The 18,940-nt window shown below is 41.3% G+C and carries 14 protein-coding genes; 5 read left to right on the top strand and 9 right to left on the bottom strand.

What is annotated here, in order from left to right; translation table 11 throughout:
- Window position 1: 1 nt before the first annotated feature.
- The 9 genes from DJ568_RS12440 to typA form a co-directional block, all read right to left on the bottom strand.
- Window positions 2-994, bottom strand: coding sequence for a PorP/SprF family type IX secretion system membrane protein (locus tag DJ568_RS12440; protein ID WP_147238753.1), 993 nt, complete (start codon window positions 992-994; stop codon window positions 2-4).
- The gene (locus DJ568_RS12445; protein WP_114005605.1) at window positions 991-4,032 is read right to left on the bottom strand and encodes an Ig-like domain-containing protein; all 3,042 of its coding nucleotides are present in this window, start codon (window positions 4,030-4,032) and stop codon (window positions 991-993) included. The genes DJ568_RS12440 and DJ568_RS12445 overlap by 4 nt, the downstream gene beginning before the upstream one ends.
- 72 nt (window positions 4,033-4,104) lie before the next feature.
- Window positions 4,105-5,604, bottom strand: coding sequence for a lipopolysaccharide biosynthesis protein (locus DJ568_RS12450; protein WP_114005606.1), 1,500 nt, complete (start codon window positions 5,602-5,604; stop codon window positions 4,105-4,107).
- Between the two features lie 25 nt (window positions 5,605-5,629).
- A complete protein-coding gene (locus DJ568_RS12455) occupies window positions 5,630-6,361 on the bottom strand; it encodes a class I SAM-dependent methyltransferase (RefSeq protein ID WP_114005607.1) in 732 nt (243 codons plus the stop codon).
- Entirely contained in the window at window positions 6,361-7,356 is a 996-nt protein-coding gene (locus tag DJ568_RS12460) for a glycosyltransferase (RefSeq protein ID WP_114005608.1), read from the bottom strand. Before DJ568_RS12460 ends, DJ568_RS12455 begins: the two co-directional genes overlap by 1 nt.
- A 65-nt stretch (window positions 7,357-7,421) precedes the next feature.
- Entirely contained in the window at window positions 7,422-8,480 is a 1,059-nt protein-coding gene (locus tag DJ568_RS12465) for a LamG domain-containing protein (protein WP_147238754.1), read from the bottom strand.
- The gene (locus tag DJ568_RS12470; RefSeq protein WP_114005610.1) at window positions 8,477-8,899 is read right to left on the bottom strand and encodes a hypothetical protein; all 423 of its coding nucleotides are present in this window, start codon (window positions 8,897-8,899) and stop codon (window positions 8,477-8,479) included. Before DJ568_RS12470 ends, DJ568_RS12465 begins: the two co-directional genes overlap by 4 nt.
- 60 nt (window positions 8,900-8,959) lie before the next feature.
- Window positions 8,960-10,003, bottom strand: coding sequence for a LamG-like jellyroll fold domain-containing protein (locus DJ568_RS12475; protein ID WP_114005611.1), 1,044 nt, complete (start codon window positions 10,001-10,003; stop codon window positions 8,960-8,962).
- Between the two features lie 89 nt (window positions 10,004-10,092).
- On the bottom strand, window positions 10,093-11,901 hold the full coding sequence (gene typA, locus DJ568_RS12480; RefSeq protein WP_114005612.1) for a translational GTPase TypA: 1,809 nt from the start codon (window positions 11,899-11,901) through the stop codon (window positions 10,093-10,095).
- 173 nt (window positions 11,902-12,074) lie between these two features.
- Here typA and DJ568_RS12485 point away from each other — a divergent pair, with 173 nt between their 5' ends.
- From DJ568_RS12485 to DJ568_RS12505, 5 genes are all read left to right on the top strand, one after another.
- Entirely contained in the window at window positions 12,075-12,233 is a 159-nt protein-coding gene (locus tag DJ568_RS12485; protein ID WP_114005613.1) for a FeoB-associated Cys-rich membrane protein, read from the top strand.
- Window positions 12,234-12,271: 38 nt separating this feature from the next.
- Window positions 12,272-15,616 carry a glycosyltransferase gene (locus DJ568_RS12490; protein WP_114005614.1) on the top strand — a complete coding sequence of 1,115 codons (3,345 nt, stop codon included), beginning with the start codon at window positions 12,272-12,274 and terminating at the stop codon, window positions 15,614-15,616.
- A 339-nt stretch (window positions 15,617-15,955) separates the two neighbouring features.
- Window positions 15,956-16,807, top strand: a complete 852-nt coding sequence (locus DJ568_RS12495; protein WP_114005615.1) for a UDP-2,3-diacylglucosamine diphosphatase — start codon at window positions 15,956-15,958, stop codon at window positions 16,805-16,807.
- A gap of 52 nt (window positions 16,808-16,859) precedes the next feature.
- Window positions 16,860-17,843: a glycosyltransferase family protein gene (locus DJ568_RS12500; RefSeq protein WP_114005616.1), complete on the top strand. Its 984-nt coding sequence runs from the start codon at window positions 16,860-16,862 to the stop codon at window positions 17,841-17,843.
- Window positions 17,844-17,945: 102 nt separating this feature from the next.
- Window positions 17,946-18,932 carry a DUF6427 family protein gene (locus DJ568_RS12505; protein WP_114005617.1) on the top strand — a complete coding sequence of 329 codons (987 nt, stop codon included), beginning with the start codon at window positions 17,946-17,948 and terminating at the stop codon, window positions 18,930-18,932.
- Window positions 18,933-18,940 lie beyond the last annotated feature (8 nt).

The following is an 18,940-nucleotide window of genomic DNA, read 5'->3' on the forward strand; positions in this document are numbered from 1 at the left end:
CTTAAAGTTTAGGGCACACAGGTGAGGGACCGAAGTTCTTTTTGCGGAATACATAGCTTACAGAAAGTTCAATACCCCCTTGGTTGTTAGTAGCTGTACTAAAAGCGGAGGTGGTAAAGTCATAGCTTGCACCTACGGTTAAGTTTCCCATACGGTAACCTACATTAGCTATTGCTGCATCGCCAAAACGGTACATAGCGCCAAGTAAAAACAAGTTTTCATTCTTAAACTGAATCTCTGAATAAGCTCCTGCCGCTTTCATTTCGCTTTTATTTTGTCTTATATAAATAATGTTAGGCGTGAGAGCGAAATAAGGGCTTATATTTATTTTCAATCCGCTGTGCACGTTGTACCTGACAGGCAGCCTGTAGCCAGAGCCTTCAGGCGCGAAGGGGTCGGTAGGGCGTGAAAGATGTGCGAGGCTTATACCGGCGAAAAAGTTTGTCTTTTTATTCGGTGTGTCATCATGATAAAATAATCCTACTGCCGCATCAAAGACGGTTGCACTTGGAGACAACAGATTTTCACCGGTAGGCAATGCAGGGTTGTAGCCCCCGGTAGAGGGGTCATACTGTCCATCGGTTTGAAACTTTGACGGATCAACGCTTCGGTTTATAACACCCGCCTGCACGCCAAAATTTAACCATTGAAATTCGTTAGATAATTTTATCCCATATCCAAATGAACCGGATGCTGCAAAATAGTTATAACCGGCCGTTCCGGCCTTTTGATTTAGTATGTTCAATCCTACACCTACCTGGTTGGTTGGCCGGTAATCGGCAGATACGGCGGTGGTTTTGTAGCCTGACGCAACTGATGCCCACTGATCTTTAAAATTACCGGTTACGCGCAAGTCGCCGTCCATTAAACCGGTCAACGCTGGGTTAAGCCACAAGGGATAAGCGTAATATTGTGAAAAATGCGGATCCACCTGGGCTTGCGTTTGTGCAACACCGATGGTCAGCATGATTAAACTAAGCAGTGTTTTTTTCAATGTATCAGTGTAACTGTTCCTTTTTTATTCGCTTTACTTCCATCAAGCATAGTTGCTTCCAGGTAGTACACATACACGCCGGCGGGCATAGTATTGCCTTTAAATGTACCATCCCATCCGTTTGCCTGGCTGGCTGTTCTGAATATCATTTCGCCCCATTGGTTGTAAACATAAAATGTTAAGCTTTTTATCCCTGCGCTCCTAACGTATAACACATCGTTATTTCCATCCCCGTTGGGACTAAACAGGTTGGGTACATATATCTGGTTCACTCCTGAAGTAATAGCCGTAGCCGTTAACGTAGTGGAAGCATTACCCAACTGGCAGCTCAAAGTTCCTATGGCGCGTACACTCAAATTGACAGTCTGCCCCACGCTGAGCGACGAAACTGTATGGCTAAGGTTTGTACCCACAGGAGTAAATGCATTACCATTTACACTCACCTCGTATCCTGTAGCGTGGCTGACAGTATCCCATTTAAAAGTAATGCTGTTTAATTTAACTTCACCCACCTCGGCATGCGGCGCAGGTAATGGCTGCCCCATCACAACCCGGCCGGGAACGCGGTTGGAAGCGCAACCGCTTTTATCAACCGCTTCAGCGTAAAAAATTAAACTTTTATTTACCGCGCCAAGGTTCACGCTATCACCGGTGTATAAAACATTTGTGCCGGTTTCGTCAGCGTACCAATTAACGGTTATGCCTGTTGATGGCTTAACCCGTAACGTTGCGCTGCTGCCTGCACATATTGTATCATGTTGCACGGCCGGGGCATCAGGTAGCGCTTGTATATTGTACCGGATAACGTTACTAAACAAACTTTGTCCGCACGTATTTATACGCCTGCGGTAATATATAGTGTTATACACAACCGGAGGATCGTAATTTTTAGAAACTGCGTTGGCTATATTGGTCCAACTGGTACCGTTAGAAGAGGATTGCCACTGATAAATGTATAACCCATCCCCACCGGTAGGTGTTGATCCATATATTTCATCAATATCTTTGCTGCCACAAAATATAGCGTTTACTGGCCTTGTAATGGTATTGTCAGATATTTCAGGCAAAACTGTAACGCCATAAAATGAGTCGTATATCGTTGTATCTGCCGTCGCAAGTTTTCGTCTGTAATTTAAAATATAGTTTGAAGGAGTATTGTTGGTGAGATTTTCACTTTGATAGTCCTCATTGTAAAACTCACCATCCGCTTCAACCCATTCGGTTCCTCTCAAAACCTGCCAGGTGAAGCTTGCGGTTTCTTGGCCAACCGGATCACCGCTAAGTTTTACCGTGTCGCCGTTGCATACAGTTTTTTGTTTTTCGGTAACACTGTCAGAAAAAATAACGTCAGCCACATAATTTATGGATATGCAGGTGCTTGAAACTGTATATACTACAGGCCATGTAAAATCCTGTGTAGTTAGTGAAGCCGGGCTAACACGTATTCCGGGCGTGTTGATTATAGTAGGCGTAAGGGCTCTAATATTGGTGCCACGCGGAACTGTAATGGTAATCTTAAGCTGTTTCTGATCGATATCAGGGGCTTTTAACTGTTGTGGGATATCAAAGCTTTTTATGCCCTGGTTAGCCACTTCATATTGTTTGTATTTGGCAAGATAGGTATCCCGGTTACCAAAGGCTGTCATTTCTTTTGAAACGCAAGTTGAAGCGCTGAAGTCGACATTGGCACAAAAGCTGCCCGTAAATATAACGTCGTTATTACCATCTATAGCTAAACTGTAACCAACGCTGTTTGCACAATCCTGACTTCCCCCTCCAAAAGCTAGTTGATAGTTAAGGTTTTCATCATATTTTGATAAAAAGAAGTCCTGCTGACCATGATAAACCAGTACGTGCTCCTGCTGTGGAGACGGATTAAAATCTATGGTGCCGGTAAAAGAACCTGACACATAAATTTTATCATCAGCGCTGCATACTATTCCGTAGTTTGTTATGCTGCTGCTATTGCCCGTAATTACTTTTACATCATCAAAATCTCCGCCAGCGGCATATTTGGCCAAATATACGTTACTCACATTGGCAGTGGGTATAACACTCGTATTAAACGTTAAGGGATGTGCGAACGTGCCGGCTAGGAACACATCATTTTTTGAATTTATGCACAGATAATTAAAATCGGTTGCATGGCCATAAATCGGGTTAGCCCAAATGAGCGCTCCCTCTGGAGAATATTTTGCGAGGAATATAGCACTGCCATTGGCGTTTAAAAGTGACTGTCCGCCCAGCGGGTTAAAATTAACATTTCCTGAAAAGGTGCCGCAAACCAAATAATTACCTTCATTGTCAAAATCACCATATCCCACACGACAATCAACCTCGTCACTTAAATTAATAGCCCAGATTAAATTACCCGATGGCGCGTATTTGATAATCAATCCGTTATACTCGCCCTTAGATGTAAAAACCTGTCCGTCAACGTTCACAGTTGATTGATACCTTAGCGTGGAGATCATATCACCCTGGCTATCAACCGAGATGCGACCGCCAAAATCATTACCTGATCCGCCTATGGTTTTAGACCACACGTACTGGCCGTTATTATTAAGTTTAATAACAAACGCGTCAAAACCTCCGTTTGAGGGTAAAATGACTTTGCCCGTTCCGGGATCTGCATCAAAATTGGCAGATTTATAATATCCGCTAATAATAGCGCTGCCATCCTGATCAACTGTTAGCGAACTTGGTTCGTCTTGGCTGTCTCCGCCAAATGTTACGGCCCATATTAGGGTGCCATAGGTGTTGTATTTAGCAACATATATATCAACATCTCCTGGTGTAGCCGTTAAATTATATATCGCAGCTGATGGGTCAAAATCAACTGTGCCGCTATAATAGCCCGTTACATAAATGTTGTTAAGCGTATCTGTTTTTACGGATGCGGGCACGGATTCACCTCCGCTTCCGCCCAGTTGGTTAACCCACGTAGGCGCAGCAATTTGGCAAACACTAATTAAAGGAAACAATAAAAGGACTGCAAGTAACGAAGTTTTAATAACAGTTCGAAAGAACTTGATCATGCAGAATGGTGTAAGTGTTTAGCGTGGTTTAAACGGATACTAATTGATGTAGCTAAAATAACGTTATTCTTTTTATCCGAGGCGTTGCGGGCGAATTTTTTTTAATATGCTGTCTATTTTCTCGTTTACATCTTCTGATATTTTCAGATAGTAAGTAAGTGATACATAAACCAGGGCAGTGATACTGCTACGCACAATGATATCAGCAAATACATTAGGCAAGCGCCAAATGTAGGCTCCGATAAAATAACTTATTACGGCCACCAAAATAACAAGTAGATTTTTATAGCTGAAAGGCTGCATTTTAAACCGGTATTTGATATAGAACCAATTACCGAAATTGAATATGAATATCGTTACTGAATAAGCAATGGCGGCACCCAATCCACCCATTTTAGGGATAAGGATATAATTCATAATGACACAAAACGTACTATTTATGATAACAAAATAAGTTAGCAGGCGGTACTTGTGTGAAACGGATATAATATATGTGTTTAATCCGCCCGTAATGTCAACCATAAAACCAAGGCCAATGACAATGAACAGGCTAAAATACTTTGGATCTGTATAATCGGGATTACGTGCCAAAGCGTAAAGATTGTCGCGATTAATAATAATCCCTACAAATAGCAGCAGGCCGGCTACCATTTGTATCATCGACGTTTTAGTGTATACCTCATCGATGTTGGCCATATCTTTGGCTTTCCAGGCGTTAGCTACTATAGCGTAAGTAGTGCGGCTCAACGCCTTACCCGGCACACTTATCACTGCTGCTATAGCAAAATACCAGCTATATACACCTTGTGTAGCATCACCTGCCATTGAACTCAGCATAATGCCGTCAATTTTTTGCAGTAATACGTAAACGGCGCTAGAGGTTACCGCGTAAAGGCCGTAATTAGCAACTTCACGTTTTTTAATGCCACTAAATTTAAGATCGTTTATTTTATAAGTAAACTGTTTTAAGAGTGCTAGATGTATAAGTAGGGCAAAGCTTATGAAACCATTTATAGCTATGTAATATACTATAAACTCCTGGTAACCAATCCATTTTAAACCTAACAATACCAACAATAAGGTTGTCAGCAATCTTTGCACTACCTCAAATAAAAAGTTAGAAAAAATGTTTTTATACAATACCCTGCCTGTCATCTCCAGGTAATTAAACATTATCAGGAAAAATGCCAGTGGTATCAGGTAATAATAATACCGCGTTAATAAAGATCCGTTTTCAATAAAAGCCGACAGAATAACTGGCCTTAGGGCAATAAACAAAACGGTACACAAAACAAAGCCCACCACAGCAAGCAGGGCGGTCCAATGCATAAATCCATTATGTTTGCCATCGTCGGTACGGTACACCGGGAAATATTTGGCAATTATACCAGGTACGCCTAACGAGGCGATCAATGAATACATGATTGCCAGGCTGCCCAGTAAAATATAAAAACCAAATTGTTGGGTAGTTAAAAACGCGGGTATAAGCAAAACGGTATTAATGTAGCCAATACCCATACCCAGGTAGGATATCAATGTGTTTTTATAAGCTTGTTTTTTTACAATGCCCATAAATGTTTATTATAATACGAGAAATTTATGAGCGTTTTTCAAACTCCTTTATAAAAGTTGAAAAATATTCAGCACCTTTTAAATTAAGATACTGCGTTCTGTTTTCATCCAGTTCTGAATAAGCCAGTTCGCCGGCCTCCTTTGTTAAAGTCAAAGTATCCTTTGCGCTTCCTTTTGTTATTAAACCTACCCCGTGGTCGGTATTGATTACCGTTATATCGAGGTCATTTCGGGTTGCTCTTAAACCAACAATCGCCTTCCATACATCTCCGTTCCAGATATTAACCCACCCAGGCAAATTCATCTGTGCAACTTCCGTAGACGTATACGCTCTTACAGCCGCAATCTCGGTTAAGGGATTGCAATCGTGAACTAAGATTACCCCGCCGGGATTCAAGTATTTAAGTGAATTTTCGATATCGATTAATACCTGTTCAAATAAATGAAGTCCGTCGATAAAAACTACGTCAAAACCACCTATCTCTGAAATGTATTCTCGTTGTTTTGAAAAAAAATCGTCGCTGGTAAGTTCGAAAAATTTATTGTTGAAGTTCGACGGATTTTTAAAATAGGCTTTGACTTTATTTTTTAGTTTAATAATAAAATCAGGATCGACAGCAACTTTACAATCGGCTTTAATCTTAAAAAAACAAAAACCGGTTTGTACACCTATTTCAAGATAGTTTACTTTTTGTTTTCTTTTTTGGATGACATTGATACATGCCTGTATCATGTCATATCGGTATAGTTCGCTCATTAAAAGTTATCTGTGTTTATTTTGCCTAAATTCCCGCTAAGTCCTTCATTGATAGCGCTTTTTAATTTCCTGAATTCTGCCTGTTTGCCACTAAAAATGCTTATCCAATGCAGATACGCCAAATATAAGGTCTTATTTAATGCGAATACGAAATTATTTTGGACGGCTACCCGTTTGTAAAAGTAAACTCTGTTGCGTATATGATAGTAAGTGCGGAAATTCCATTGATCCAATAGTTGAGAATGAAAGCATCTTTTACTATAACCTATCCCCTGAGACTTATCAATATCAACCACCTCACAGGATGGAATAAGCCATATTTTCCCGCCGCTTTGAGTAATGCGATATGAATACTCAGAGTCATCCACATATAAGAAAAACCTTTCATCAGGCAAACCAATACTGGTTACCATATTTCTGTGCATTAACAGTCCACCATAGGGTACATAAGGTAGTAATACGCGTTCTTTAAAGCTGTTATGTCTTTTTATGATGTCTCTGGCTTTATAAAACTTATTAATGAAGATTCTAAAAAAGCTGAAGCCCAAAAAATTGTCAGGCACAAGGTAGTATCTCCCCGGGTCTTCGCCTTGCGCAATTCTTACATGGGCAATCCTGTCCTTTCTAAAACAAAATAGCGCTTTTTTTTCAGGCGTGGATTTTATAAGATCCCATTCTGTTAACAGTTTGTTCAGGCAATCATACGCTGGCAAGTTATCATCATCAAGCAGCCATATGAAATCCACTGCGGTATGATTGTAACAATACTCGATACCCTGTTTATAACCACCGGCTGACCCGCGGTTGTCTGAGTTTGTGAGTACTGTTACTTTATCATTTGAGATTGCGTCCTTTACGTCGTAAACAGAAGCGTTGTCGACTATTATAATATCGCTAACGTTTGAAAACCCAGTTACCCGGTCGATTACTTGTTTTAAAAGCTCAAAACGGTTGCCATAAGTAACGGTTACTATGCCAACTTTAATTCCTGTCATTATATATGGTCTGACACAAATATATTACTAATAAGCTATGTATATAATGAACGATAGCAAGTAGTTTAATGAGCGGCTGTATAAAGTTGCTGAATGTTACTTAAGCTCAATGCAGAATTATACATACTTACGTCATCCATAGAACCTTGAAAATTATTGCCTGATAATTGAGGATCATTCCGGCCTATGTATAAATTCGCGGTAGTTTCAGCATTAGGAGAGTTGACATTATTGTGGGTTTTATCAAGTACGCCGTCAATATAAATCCTTAATTGACGCTGAGCTTTTTCATACACTGCTGTAACCATATGCCATTGATTAGTTGCTATAACCCGTTTACCCGGTAAGTAGGTTGCGTTACTGCCCAAGCTATAAACCATACCGCCTTTTATAAATTGGTGAGTGCCGCTTTTTCCGATTATGCCCCAAAGCCATCCATGGCCGGGTCCGGAATTTTTGCTGAACAGCAACGATCCTAAATGGCTGTTGTAGTCGTCAATTTTAACCCAGCTGTTAATGGTAAAGTCTGTATTGGCTAATCTCAGATCTGGCTTATCTGGCACTTCAATATATGTATTAATTCCATCGAAACGATATGCCCCAGTAGGATTGTCAAAACGGTCTGCGGTAGAGTACAGGTTAAAAGCCTTACCGTTATTCCAGTTCCCTGATAAGTCATCGGCAGAATTGTTAAACGGCCAGTAAGCTATTAAATTAGGCGAGATTTTGCTTGCTGTAGCAGAGTACAGATTTGCAACTGAACTTTCGCTAAGGCCAGAGTTATAAATGCTGATATCATCAAGTGAACCTCGCAGCGGGTAAGCAGTATCAATATCAGGATTGTCGCGCCCGATGTAAAGTTTTTCATCTATATATGCATTGGGGGTATATATATTATCAGTTACGTTATCAAGTACACCATCAACATATATACCAAGCTGTGAAAGCGAAAAATTATAAACGAAAGTAATCATGTGCCATTCGTTTAATGATACTTGTTTATTGCCCCGTGCGTTGTTATTATCTCCTCCGGGACCGAAGAATAGCTTCCCCTGTGATCCTGAAGCATAGCCGTTAATACTGCATGCCCATCCACTATCAAAGCCACTCGTCCGCTTACTCAACAAAATTGAACCCAGGCTAGCTGCATAATCTTCGAGTTAACCCAAATATTTAATGTAAAGTCGGTATTGTTTAATCTAAGTGAAATACTATCAGGGACTGTTATATAACTTGTAGCATCTTTAAGTTTATATGCTCCTAAAGGATTTCCAAATCTGTCAATTGAGGATGATACATTGTGCAATATGCCATGGTTGCCATTGCCAGACAGGTCGTTGCCGTTATTGTCAAAGTTCCAATAAGCAATAAGCCCGCTTGCAGGTACAGCAATGTTTGCGGTCTTATATTCCTTTCCAGTAGTGCCTTGATTCTCAACAGGCGGTTTTATTGCCTCGTTTTTCTTACATGCGGATAAAGACGCGAATGACGCCGCAATCAGCAATACCCAAGCGTTGCTTAAGGATGGTTTGAGTGGGAACATGGAATGATTTTTATAATTATTTGTTTTAAAGCTAGTAAACCAATAGAATCGGTGAGCAATTTAATCTGGTATGGTGAGCAATTTCGCGATTTCGGCCCCACTTAGCTTACGGTTGTAAATGCGGATATCATCTAATTTGCCGTTGAAGAAATACGAATTCGCGAATGAATCGATGTCCAGCAGGCTGTTGTTGCCTATATGTAGTTTGGCATTTGTAGATGGATTAGGCGTGGGAATTTCTCTCACACGGGTATCAAGCATACCGTCAATATACAGGCTCACTTCTTTTACTGCCAAATCGTAAGTTACCGAAATCATGTGCCAGTCAACAGTGTCAATAGTTTGTATACCCGCCGCGAAAGGATCAGTCCCGCCCGAAACGTTGTAAAACAAGTTGCCGGGAAATGCACCGTCATAATTGTCGGTCCCTACAATTGAGCAGTTCCAGCCTTGTTGATTTGAACCTTTGTTTTTTGATAATAAGGCGCTGCCTGAAGCTGCTATATAGCTATCTATCTTTACCCACATACTCACCGTAAAATTGGTATTCGATAATCTTAAAGGCTCAGCATCTTCAATAATAATGTGGCTTGATGAGCCATTGAATTGGTAAGCCGTGTTTGGTAAGTTATTACGGTTTGTAGTTGGCAAAACGTCTATAGCAATCCCATTGTAGTTATTGCCGGATGAATCTGCGGCACTATTATTAAAGGGATAGTATGCAATCAATCCCGCGTTTAGGCTATCAGTAATCTCGTCAGTAACAGTAACAAATACTGTGGCAGATAAGGTACTGTCAAGGTTGCTTATGGTAATTGTTGAGGTTCCTGCAGTTTTTGCAGTCAACAAACCTGTAGTACTGATAGATAATACGGCGGTGTCTGAAGATAACCAATTTAATGAATCCAATGAATAGGTTGCAGGGGTGGTGGTAACAGGCACCTGGAGCTTTTCGCCGGTAAACATATGTAGCGTGGAGCTGTCGATTTTAATAGCTTGCAATATGTTACGATGTATATCGTCCTGATAAACCTTACTGCACGAAGTAAATATGAGAGCTCCGGCTAAGAGCATAAAAACTGCTTTCAATAAGTTCCTCATCATGTGATAAAAGTCTTCTCAAATATAACTATTTAATTAAAACAAAAAAGGGCACGTAAGTACGTGCCCTTTATAATATAGTTTAGTTAATGTTAAGACTGGAACTTTTTAGCGTTGATTTTGCGCTCGTTTTCATTCAGGTAAATCTTGCGCAAACGTATACTTTGCGGTGTTACTTCAATGTACTCGTCAGCCTGGATGTACTCCATTGATTCCTCTAACGAAAATTTAATGGCCGGTGCAATACGTACGTTTGTGTCGCTGCCTGATGCACGCATGTTGGTTAACTGCTTGCCTTTGGTAAGGTTAATAACCAGGTCATTATCGCGTATGTGCTCACCCAATACCTGGCCTTCATAAATGTCAACACCCGGGTCAACAAAAAAGCGACCGCGATCTTGTAATTTATCAATAGCAAAGGCAGTAGTTTTGCCGGTGTCCATTGAAACAAGTACTCCGTTTAACCTGCCAGGGATTGTCCCTTTCCAGGGTTCGTATGATTTAAAGCGGTGTGCCATGATAGCCTCACCCGCGGTTGCAGTAAGTACGTTGTTACGCAGGCCGATGATACCTCGCGATGGTATTTCAAACTCAAGGTGCTGCAAGTCGCCTTTTGGCTCCATAATCAGTAAGTCGCCTTTACGTTGTGTAACCAATTCAATTACTTTACCGGCAACATCACCCGGTACATCAACTATCAGTATTTCAACCGGCTCACACTTAACACCATCAATTTCTTTTACAATTACCTGCGGTTGACCTACCTGTAACTCGTAACCTTCGCGGCGCATGGTTTCAATTAAAACCGATAAATGCAAAATGCCGCGGCCATACACAAGGTATGAATCAGGCGATTCTGTTTCTACTACTTTGAGGGCAAGGTTTTTTTCCATTTCCTTAAACAGGCGATCGCGCAGGTGACGGGAAGTTACAAACTTACCTTCCTTGCCAAAAAATGGCGAAGTATTGATGGTGAACATCATGTTCATTGTAGGCTCGTCAATTTTTATTACTTCCAGTTTTTCAGGTTTTTCAAAATCGGCAATGGTATCGCCTATTTCAAATCCCTCAATACCTACAACAGCACAAATATCGCCTGAGCTTACCTGTGTCGTTTTTACTTTGCCTAAGCCCTCAAATGTATAAAGTTCTTTTATGCGTGATTTTTGGATAGTGCCATCGCGTTTTACCAGCGACACGGGCATGTTTTCCTTTATGGTTCCGCGTGCCACGCGGCCTATAGCAATACGGCCTACGAATGATGAATAATCAAGCGATGTGATCTGCATTTGCAGTGTGCCCTCGCTGATAGGCGCTGGAGGTATATTTTCCAATATAGCATCCATCAACGGGAAAATATTCTCGGTAGGTGTTTTCCAATCGGTATTCATCCAGCCTTGTTTTGAAGAACCGTATATAACCGGAAAATCCAGTTGCTCCTCAGTAGCGTCAAGGTTAAAGAAAAGCTCAAATATCTGTTCGTAAACTTCTTCCGGTCGGCAGTTTTCTTTATCAACCTTGTTTACTACTACAATTGGCTTTAAGCCCAATGCCAAAGCTTTTTGGGTAACAAAGCGGGTTTGCGGCATGGCGCCTTCAAAAGCATCGCAAAGCAATAAAACGCCGTCAGCCATCTTTAATACCCGCTCAACCTCGCCACCGAAATCGGCGTGACCGGGGGTATCAATAATATTGATCTTAACGTCTTTGTATATTACCGATACGTTTTTTGAAACGATGGTGATACCGCGTTCACGTTCCAGGTCGTTATTATCCAGTATCAGTTCACCGGTTTCCTGGCCTTCGCGGAAAATAGCGCAGCTGTGTAAAATTTTGTCAACCAATGTGGTTTTGCCGTGGTCAACGTGAGCGATAATCGCTATGTTTCTTATTTTTTGCATGAAATGCCTTTTAAAAATTTTGGCGCAAAGGTACGCTTAATTTATGGCAATTAAAAGCATCGTTGTTTTACGTGATTGTCATTTAAATTACATAACCGGTTATAATACAGTTGGCTTAACACCATCCGATGATCAAAACCGTTATAATTTAAATTAAAGCGTAACTTTGTATTATGGATTTACAGCTGATTATTGTTTCCATTCTTTTTATAGCAGCGTTATATTATGTAAGCCGTATGATTTACAAAAGCTTGTTTGTAAAAAAAGGCTGCGGTGGCAACTGCAAGTGCGGTGTAGATTTCTCCAATATTAAAGCCGAACAAAATAAATAGCTTATATTCACCCTGTATTTTTTTTTGAGCATTAATTCATGTCTGGAAAGCAAGTTTTTCAGGCTGATACACCCGGCCGGTGGAAACGGTTTAAATGGTTCAGCCGAATTCTCATTGTATTTTTAATAAGCGGCCTGGTTGCCGCTGCTATCACCGTTACCGATAAACGATATCCCAGCATTCCTAAGTTGGATCATGCACCAAAAAAACTCTCTAAAGAACAATTGGCGCAGTTGCAGCGGTCAACGAAGTTCAAAGACTTTAAAATACAAAAAATACAAATAGAAAAACTGCACGAAGCGCGAAAACAGCACCTGCTTAAACATACAGCTGGTAAGCGCGGGATTAATGCCGCCTTTTATCGTGCCTGGGAGCCACAGGCATACACCTCACTTGCCGATAATTATCAAAAACTGGATATGATTATTTGCGAAGGCTTTTTTGTTAAGCCGGGCGCATATACGGTAAATACAGCCATTGATACAGGCGTAATAAACCTGAACAAGAAATTTAAAAAAACCGTTATCGTCACACTGTCAAACTATGTGAGTTATGATAATGTAAGCGGCGGGTTTGATACTAAAACCCTTCAGCAAATTATAAATAGCCCGCAGCTTCGTAAAACGTTTATCACCAGTATTATCACCCAGCTAAAAAAGTATGGGTTTAACGGTGTTAACCTTGATGTGTATGATATTGATCGGAATAGCAACAACTTTCTGGCTTTTCAGGAAGACCTGTATATATCGCTCCACGCCGCAGACCTACTTGTAACGCAGAACGTTATAGCTGATGATGAGCAATATCGTGTTGAGCAGTTAAATAAATATAACGATTATCTCTTCCTGATGGCAATTGATCAGCACAATCAATCCAGTAATGAGGGTGATATATCGCACCAGGACTGGGTTGAGGTTATACTTGACAATATTTGTGCAAGGGTGCCCAGCGAAAAGGTGATCCTGGTGATAGCGGGCGGCGGTTACGATTGGCCAAAAAACAGTGTAGGCGTGCCGGTGAGTTACCAGCAGGCCATAAGTGTTGCCAAAGAGAAAAAAAGCAAGATAACTTTCGACCCGTTGTCGGCAAATTTACATTACAGCTATATGGGGCAGGACAGCCTCCAGCATAATGTGTACTTTGCTGACGCAGCTACCAATTTTAACATGATGCGCATGGCTGATGACTGGGGAAACGCAGGGATAGCTTTATGGCGTTTAGGGTTTGAAGACCCCCGGTTGTGGGTGTTTATACACAAAAATTTAACTATTGATTCGTTGCGTAAAACAGGGTTTGATACCCGCCTGATGGCAACTGTTGGACTAAACGATAAGATAGATTACATAGGCGACGGCGAAGTTCTTGATCTCATTACTACACCCAGTCCGGGTAAAATAGCTGTAGGGCTTGATACAACTGATTTTACCATAACCAGCCAAAAGTATATAAAATTACCTACCAAGTATGTGATAAGGCGGTATGGTTATGCACCAAAGAAACTCGTACTTACGTTTGACGACGGGCCTGATCCATACTACACACCGCGTATATTAGATATACTAAAAGAAGAGAACGTGCCTGCATCCTTTTTTGTGGTAGGCTCAATGGTAGAAAAAAATATACCTATCCTCAAAAGAATTTATGATGAAGGTTATGAGATAGGTAACCATACTTTTTTTCATCCGGATATATCAACTATCAGTCTTAAAAGGGTAAGGCTGGAGTTAAACGCTACACGTAAATTAATTGAAGCGGTTACCGGGCGCAGTACCATACTTTTCAGGGCGCCGTTTAACGCCGATGCTGAGCCGCAAACCCTTGCCGAAATTATACCGGTGGCTGAAAGCCGTAAGCAAAACTACATTAACATAGGCGAGTCTATCGATCCGCGCGACTGGGAGCCTGACGCTACGGCCGACAGCATTTTAAACCGTACAATTGCAGATCGTGATAAAGGATCAATGATATTGCTCCATGATGCGGGCGGCGACTCACGCGAAGCCACAGTGCAGGCTTTGCGCCCTATGATACGTGAACTTAAAAAAAGAGGGTACACCTTCACTACCATAGCCGATGTATTAAACAAAACAAAAGATGACCTGATGCCGCCTGTTAAAGACGATGCAAACAGTGGCATAACAGGGCAATTGTATGACGCGGTTATTATAGGCTATTTTTACGGTAACTGGTTTTTATTTTATGTGTTTTTGTCGGCTATATTCCTTTCCATCGGCCGGATAGTACTGATTGGGGTGCTTGCGGTAAGGCAGTTCTTTGAAAATGAAAAAACACAGGCCGGAGTTGACCCTCATGATCTGCCGCATGTTAGCATTATAGTACCGGCCTACAATGAAGAGGTAACCGCCGTTAAAACCATAGCCAGCCTTTTAAAGCTTGACTATCCGGATTTTGACATCATTTTTGTAGATGACGGCTCAAAGGACAGGACATTTGAAATGGTAAAACTGGCCTATAGTAATAACCCGGCGGTAAAATTGTTTACCAAACCCAATGGTGGCAAGGCTTCGGCATTAAATTACGGGATAGGGCACACTAAAAGCGAGTATGTGGTATGTATAGATGCAGATACCCAGCTTAAGAGAGATGCTATATATCATTTGATGGCATGTTTTACTGATGAGGAAATAGGTGCAGTAGCAGGTACGGTTAAAGTAGGTAACGAAAAGAACCTGATTACCCGCTGGCAAGCTATTGAATACATTACCGCGCAAAACATGGATCGCCGCGCATTTGACCTGATAAACAGTATCACTGTGATTCCGGGCGCTATTGGTGCGTTTCGAAAAACAGCTATTGAAAAAGCTGGCGGGTTTACTTTTGATACCCTGGCCGAAGACTGCGACCTTACTATGCGGATACTTAAACAGGGTTATGTAGTGCGTAACTGCGGCGATGCCGTAGCCTATACCGAGGCCCCTGAAACAGTTAATATGCTGTTGAAACAACGCTTCCGCTGGAGTTTTGGCGTGATACAAAGTTTTTGGAAAAACCGGGATGCGCTTTTCAACAAAAAGTACAGGTTCTTCGGCATGGTAGGGATGCCAAACATCTTGATATTCCAGATCATTCTTCCTTTATTTTCGCCACTGGCCGACCTGATGATGATCATCGGCTGCTTCGGTCCGCATCCGGAAAGGTTGCTCTATTATTACGGAGCCTTTTTACTGGTTGACTTCCTTGTATCTATAATTGCATTCCGCATGGAAAAAGAAGATTACCGGAAACTGGTATATATTATACCGCAGCGATTTATCTGGAGACAATTGATGTACTACGTGCTCTTTAAATCAATACGTAAAGCACTGAAAGGCGAATTAACAGGGTGGGGTACCCTGAAGCGCACCGGGAACGTAAAGGTGTAGCGTACGCGCTATTTAACTTGCCATTAAGATGTTATGCACACTATAGGTGGCATTGTGGATAAAAAAATTATCTACCGGGGATTTACTTTTTAACTTTAACGTAGTCTTAACAGTATAATAACCTGATACCCGGATATTTAAAAAAAATAGTACACAATGAATTTTGAGATTGCTTATTGGGTAATAGTAGCATTACTTGGATTAACCGGTATATTCTATTTTAGCCCTTATGAGATGAAAGTTGATGAGGAAGAAGACAACGAATAGTTGCTGCTATTTCGCCAATTGTAAACTAACCGGTATTATTTACCGGCCTGAAAATGTACCCACCCAATTTTAATGGCAAAACGCGAAGTTGATATAGTGGTTATATCTGATGTGCACCTGGGCACTTATGGCTGCCATGCCAAAGAGTTGCTTAAATATCTTAAGAGCATAAGGCCCAAAGCACTGGTACTAAACGGCGATATTATTGATATATGGCAGTTCAGCAAATCATACTGGCCCGAATCGCATATGAAAGTGGTGCGCCGCATACTTAAATTTGTTACAGACGGCATTCCGGTTTACTATCTTACCGGTAACCACGATGAGATGCTGCGTAAATTTACCGATTTTAATATGGGTACTTTCCAGTTGCTTGATAAGATAGTACTGAACGTTGACGGTAAAAAAGCCTGGATATTTCACGGAGATGTATTTGATGTGACCATGCAGCACTCCAAATGGCTGGCAAAACTGGGCGCTGTAGGGTATGATACGCTAATACTGTTGAATAGCCTGGTAAACTGGGTTTTGACACTGATAGGCCGCCAGAAGATGAGCTTCTCGCAAAAGATAAAGGCTAAATTTAAAGATGCCGTAAAATTTATCAATCATTTTGAACAAACCGCTGCCGATTTGGCTGTCGATAAACAATATGATTATGTGATATGCGGACACATTCATCATGCCGAAATAAGAGAGATAAACTCAAGCGAAAATAATGGTTCGGTACTATACCTTAATTCAGGAGACTGGGTTGAAAGTCTTACGGCGCTGGAGTACTATCAAGGCGGTTGGAAGATTTTTAATTACCGTGCCGCCGATTTTGAAGTACAGACCGATGCTGACGACGATGATGTAACAGACTCCGAAGACCTGAACGCCAGGCTTGATGTAAAAACATTGCTTGAAAAATTTAAGCAGTAGCCGGTATATTGCATCGCCTGTTTATCTTTGCTACCTTGGCAGCGCTTTACATATGAAAATACTTTTCGGCATACAGGGTACAGGCAACGGCCATATTAGCCGGGCGCGCGAGATAGTACCACTGCTGCAGCAATATGGCGAGGTTGACTTGCTGATAAGCGGCACCGAAGCTGAAGTTAGCCTGTCGCAGCCGTTAAAGTATCGTTTTCACGGCTTCAGTTTCATCTTTGGTAAAAATGGCGGGGTTGACAAATGGGCCACCTACAAAACCATGAATTTGAGGCGGCTGTGGCGCGATATTCATCATTTGCCGGTAGGCGATTATGATATTGTTATTAATGATTTTGAACCTGTAAGCGCTTGGGCATGCAAGGTACAAAAGGTGCCCTCTGTGTCGCTTAGCCACCAATGCTCATTCATATCGGCAAATACGCCGAGGCCGCCCGAATGGAACTATGCTGAGTGGCTGTTCAAATACTATTCGCCAACTACGCATCATGTCGGTTTTCATTTCGAGCGGTATGATGATTTTATACACACGCCGGTAATCCGTAGCGAAATACGTAACCTGGAAACATCAAACAAGGGGCATTATACAGTTTATTTACCCGCTTACCAGGATAAAACCTTACTGAAATATTTGAGTAAAACCGGCGTGGAATGGCATATTTTTTCCAAACGGCAAAAAACACCCTATCGTGAAGGTAATGTGCAAATATTTCCGGTGAATAATGAGGCTTTTAACAATAGCCTGGCTTCTTGCGAGGGATTACTAACAGGAGGCGGTTTTGAAGGACCTGCCGAGGCGCTTTTTCTGCAGAAAAAAGTGATGATGATACCCATGAGGGGACAGTTTGAGCAGCAGTGTAACGCTCTGGCTGCGTCAAAACTGGGAGTTACCGTAGTAAATGCCATTGATGGTAATTTTATTACACAACTTAACAATTGGGTAAATATGAGCAATACTATCAAAGTTGATTTTCCTGATGAAACTGCCCGTATTGTAGACGATTTAATAAAGCGATACGCGGTTTAGCCTGTAAACAATTTTATTGCAATCAGGGTTTCCTAAATTCTCGCCCTGTTTAAATTCATTGCACAATTTCCCTTAATATTGCATACGCAAACGCCTGCCAGGATGATAAATGTTTTTCGTTCTTACAATCCAATTAACATAGTATGGCTTGCCGTGCTTGCCTTCCTGCTTCGTATAGGCTACCTCATACATGCGCCTGAAAAAGTTGAGTTTATTTTTGTTGAGCCTTTTGCGCGGTTACTTGTGCCTGTAGCGTACGAGTATGCGTTATCGCCTTTTATGAATGTGCTTATAGCTGCCGGGTTAATACTGGTGCAGGCATTGTTACTTAATCGCGTAGTTAATCATTTTAACTTGTTGGGTAAACCATCGTACCTGCCTGCGCTAATGTACATCACGCTTTCGGCCTTGTTTACGCCCTTTTTAGTGCTCAGCGCGCCGCTTATTTGCAATTTTTTGGTGATATGGATGCTTTATAAACTGTTTAATTTATACCAGGGTGAGGATGTAAAATCAACCGGATATGATTTAGGTATGATCGTGGCTCTCGGATCGTTATTATACCTGCCATTTATATACCTGTTTTTGGTAGTATGGATAGCGCTGGTTATTTTCAGACCATTTAACTGGCGCGAGTGGGTAGCCGTTATTATCGGTTATGCCACAGTGTTTTTCTTTTTGGCCGTGTTTTATTATTTAAATGATAAGCTTGGGCAGTTTTATAAAATATGGCTTCCCTTGGGTACTGCATTCCCGGGCAGTATACACATAAATACATATAATTACGTATTGCTTATCCCGGTTATATTTATAATGGCACTATCTGCTTACCGGCTGCAGCAGAGCTTTTTTAAAAGCTATGTGCACATCCGTAAATCATTTCAATTGTTAATGATATTTTTTCTGATAGCTGGGTTGTCATTTTATGTAAAAGCTGAATTTCAGTTGAACCATTTTTTACTTTGTGCCATACCGCTGGCTATCTCCTTCGGCTACTACTTTTTATTCGCTACAGGCAGGTGGTTTTATGAAACCTTATACTTTTTACTTCTCGCCGGTATTGTCTATTTTCAGTTTAACACTTTTTAACGTTAATA

Source organism: Mucilaginibacter hurinus (genome assembly GCF_003324525.1).
In the GTDB taxonomy this organism is placed as follows: domain Bacteria; phylum Bacteroidota; class Bacteroidia; order Sphingobacteriales; family Sphingobacteriaceae; genus Mucilaginibacter; species Mucilaginibacter hurinus.

Coding starts and splice junctions, on each gene's coding strand:
- DJ568_RS12445 (WP_114005605.1), bottom strand. CDS start 4,032: ATGATCAAGTTCTTTCGAACTGTTATTAAAACTTCGTTACTTGCAGTC.
- DJ568_RS12450 (WP_114005606.1), bottom strand. CDS start 5,604: ATGGGCATTGTAAAAAAACAAGCTTATAAAAACACATTGATATCCTAC.
- DJ568_RS12455 (WP_114005607.1), bottom strand. CDS start 6,361: ATGAGCGAACTATACCGATATGACATGATACAGGCATGTATCAATGTC.
- DJ568_RS12460 (WP_114005608.1), bottom strand. CDS start 7,356: ATGACAGGAATTAAAGTTGGCATAGTAACCGTTACTTATGGCAACCGT.
- DJ568_RS12470 (WP_114005610.1), bottom strand. CDS start 8,899: ATGTTCCCACTCAAACCATCCTTAAGCAACGCTTGGGTATTGCTGATT.
- DJ568_RS12475 (WP_114005611.1), bottom strand. CDS start 10,003: ATGATGAGGAACTTATTGAAAGCAGTTTTTATGCTCTTAGCCGGAGCT.
- typA (WP_114005612.1), bottom strand. CDS start 11,901: ATGCAAAAAATAAGAAACATAGCGATTATCGCTCACGTTGACCACGGC.
- DJ568_RS12485 (WP_114005613.1), top strand. CDS start 12,075: ATGGATTTACAGCTGATTATTGTTTCCATTCTTTTTATAGCAGCGTTA.
- DJ568_RS12490 (WP_114005614.1), top strand. CDS start 12,272: ATGTCTGGAAAGCAAGTTTTTCAGGCTGATACACCCGGCCGGTGGAAA.
- DJ568_RS12495 (WP_114005615.1), top strand. CDS start 15,956: ATGGCAAAACGCGAAGTTGATATAGTGGTTATATCTGATGTGCACCTG.
- DJ568_RS12500 (WP_114005616.1), top strand. CDS start 16,860: ATGAAAATACTTTTCGGCATACAGGGTACAGGCAACGGCCATATTAGC.
- DJ568_RS12505 (WP_114005617.1), top strand. CDS start 17,946: ATGATAAATGTTTTTCGTTCTTACAATCCAATTAACATAGTATGGCTT.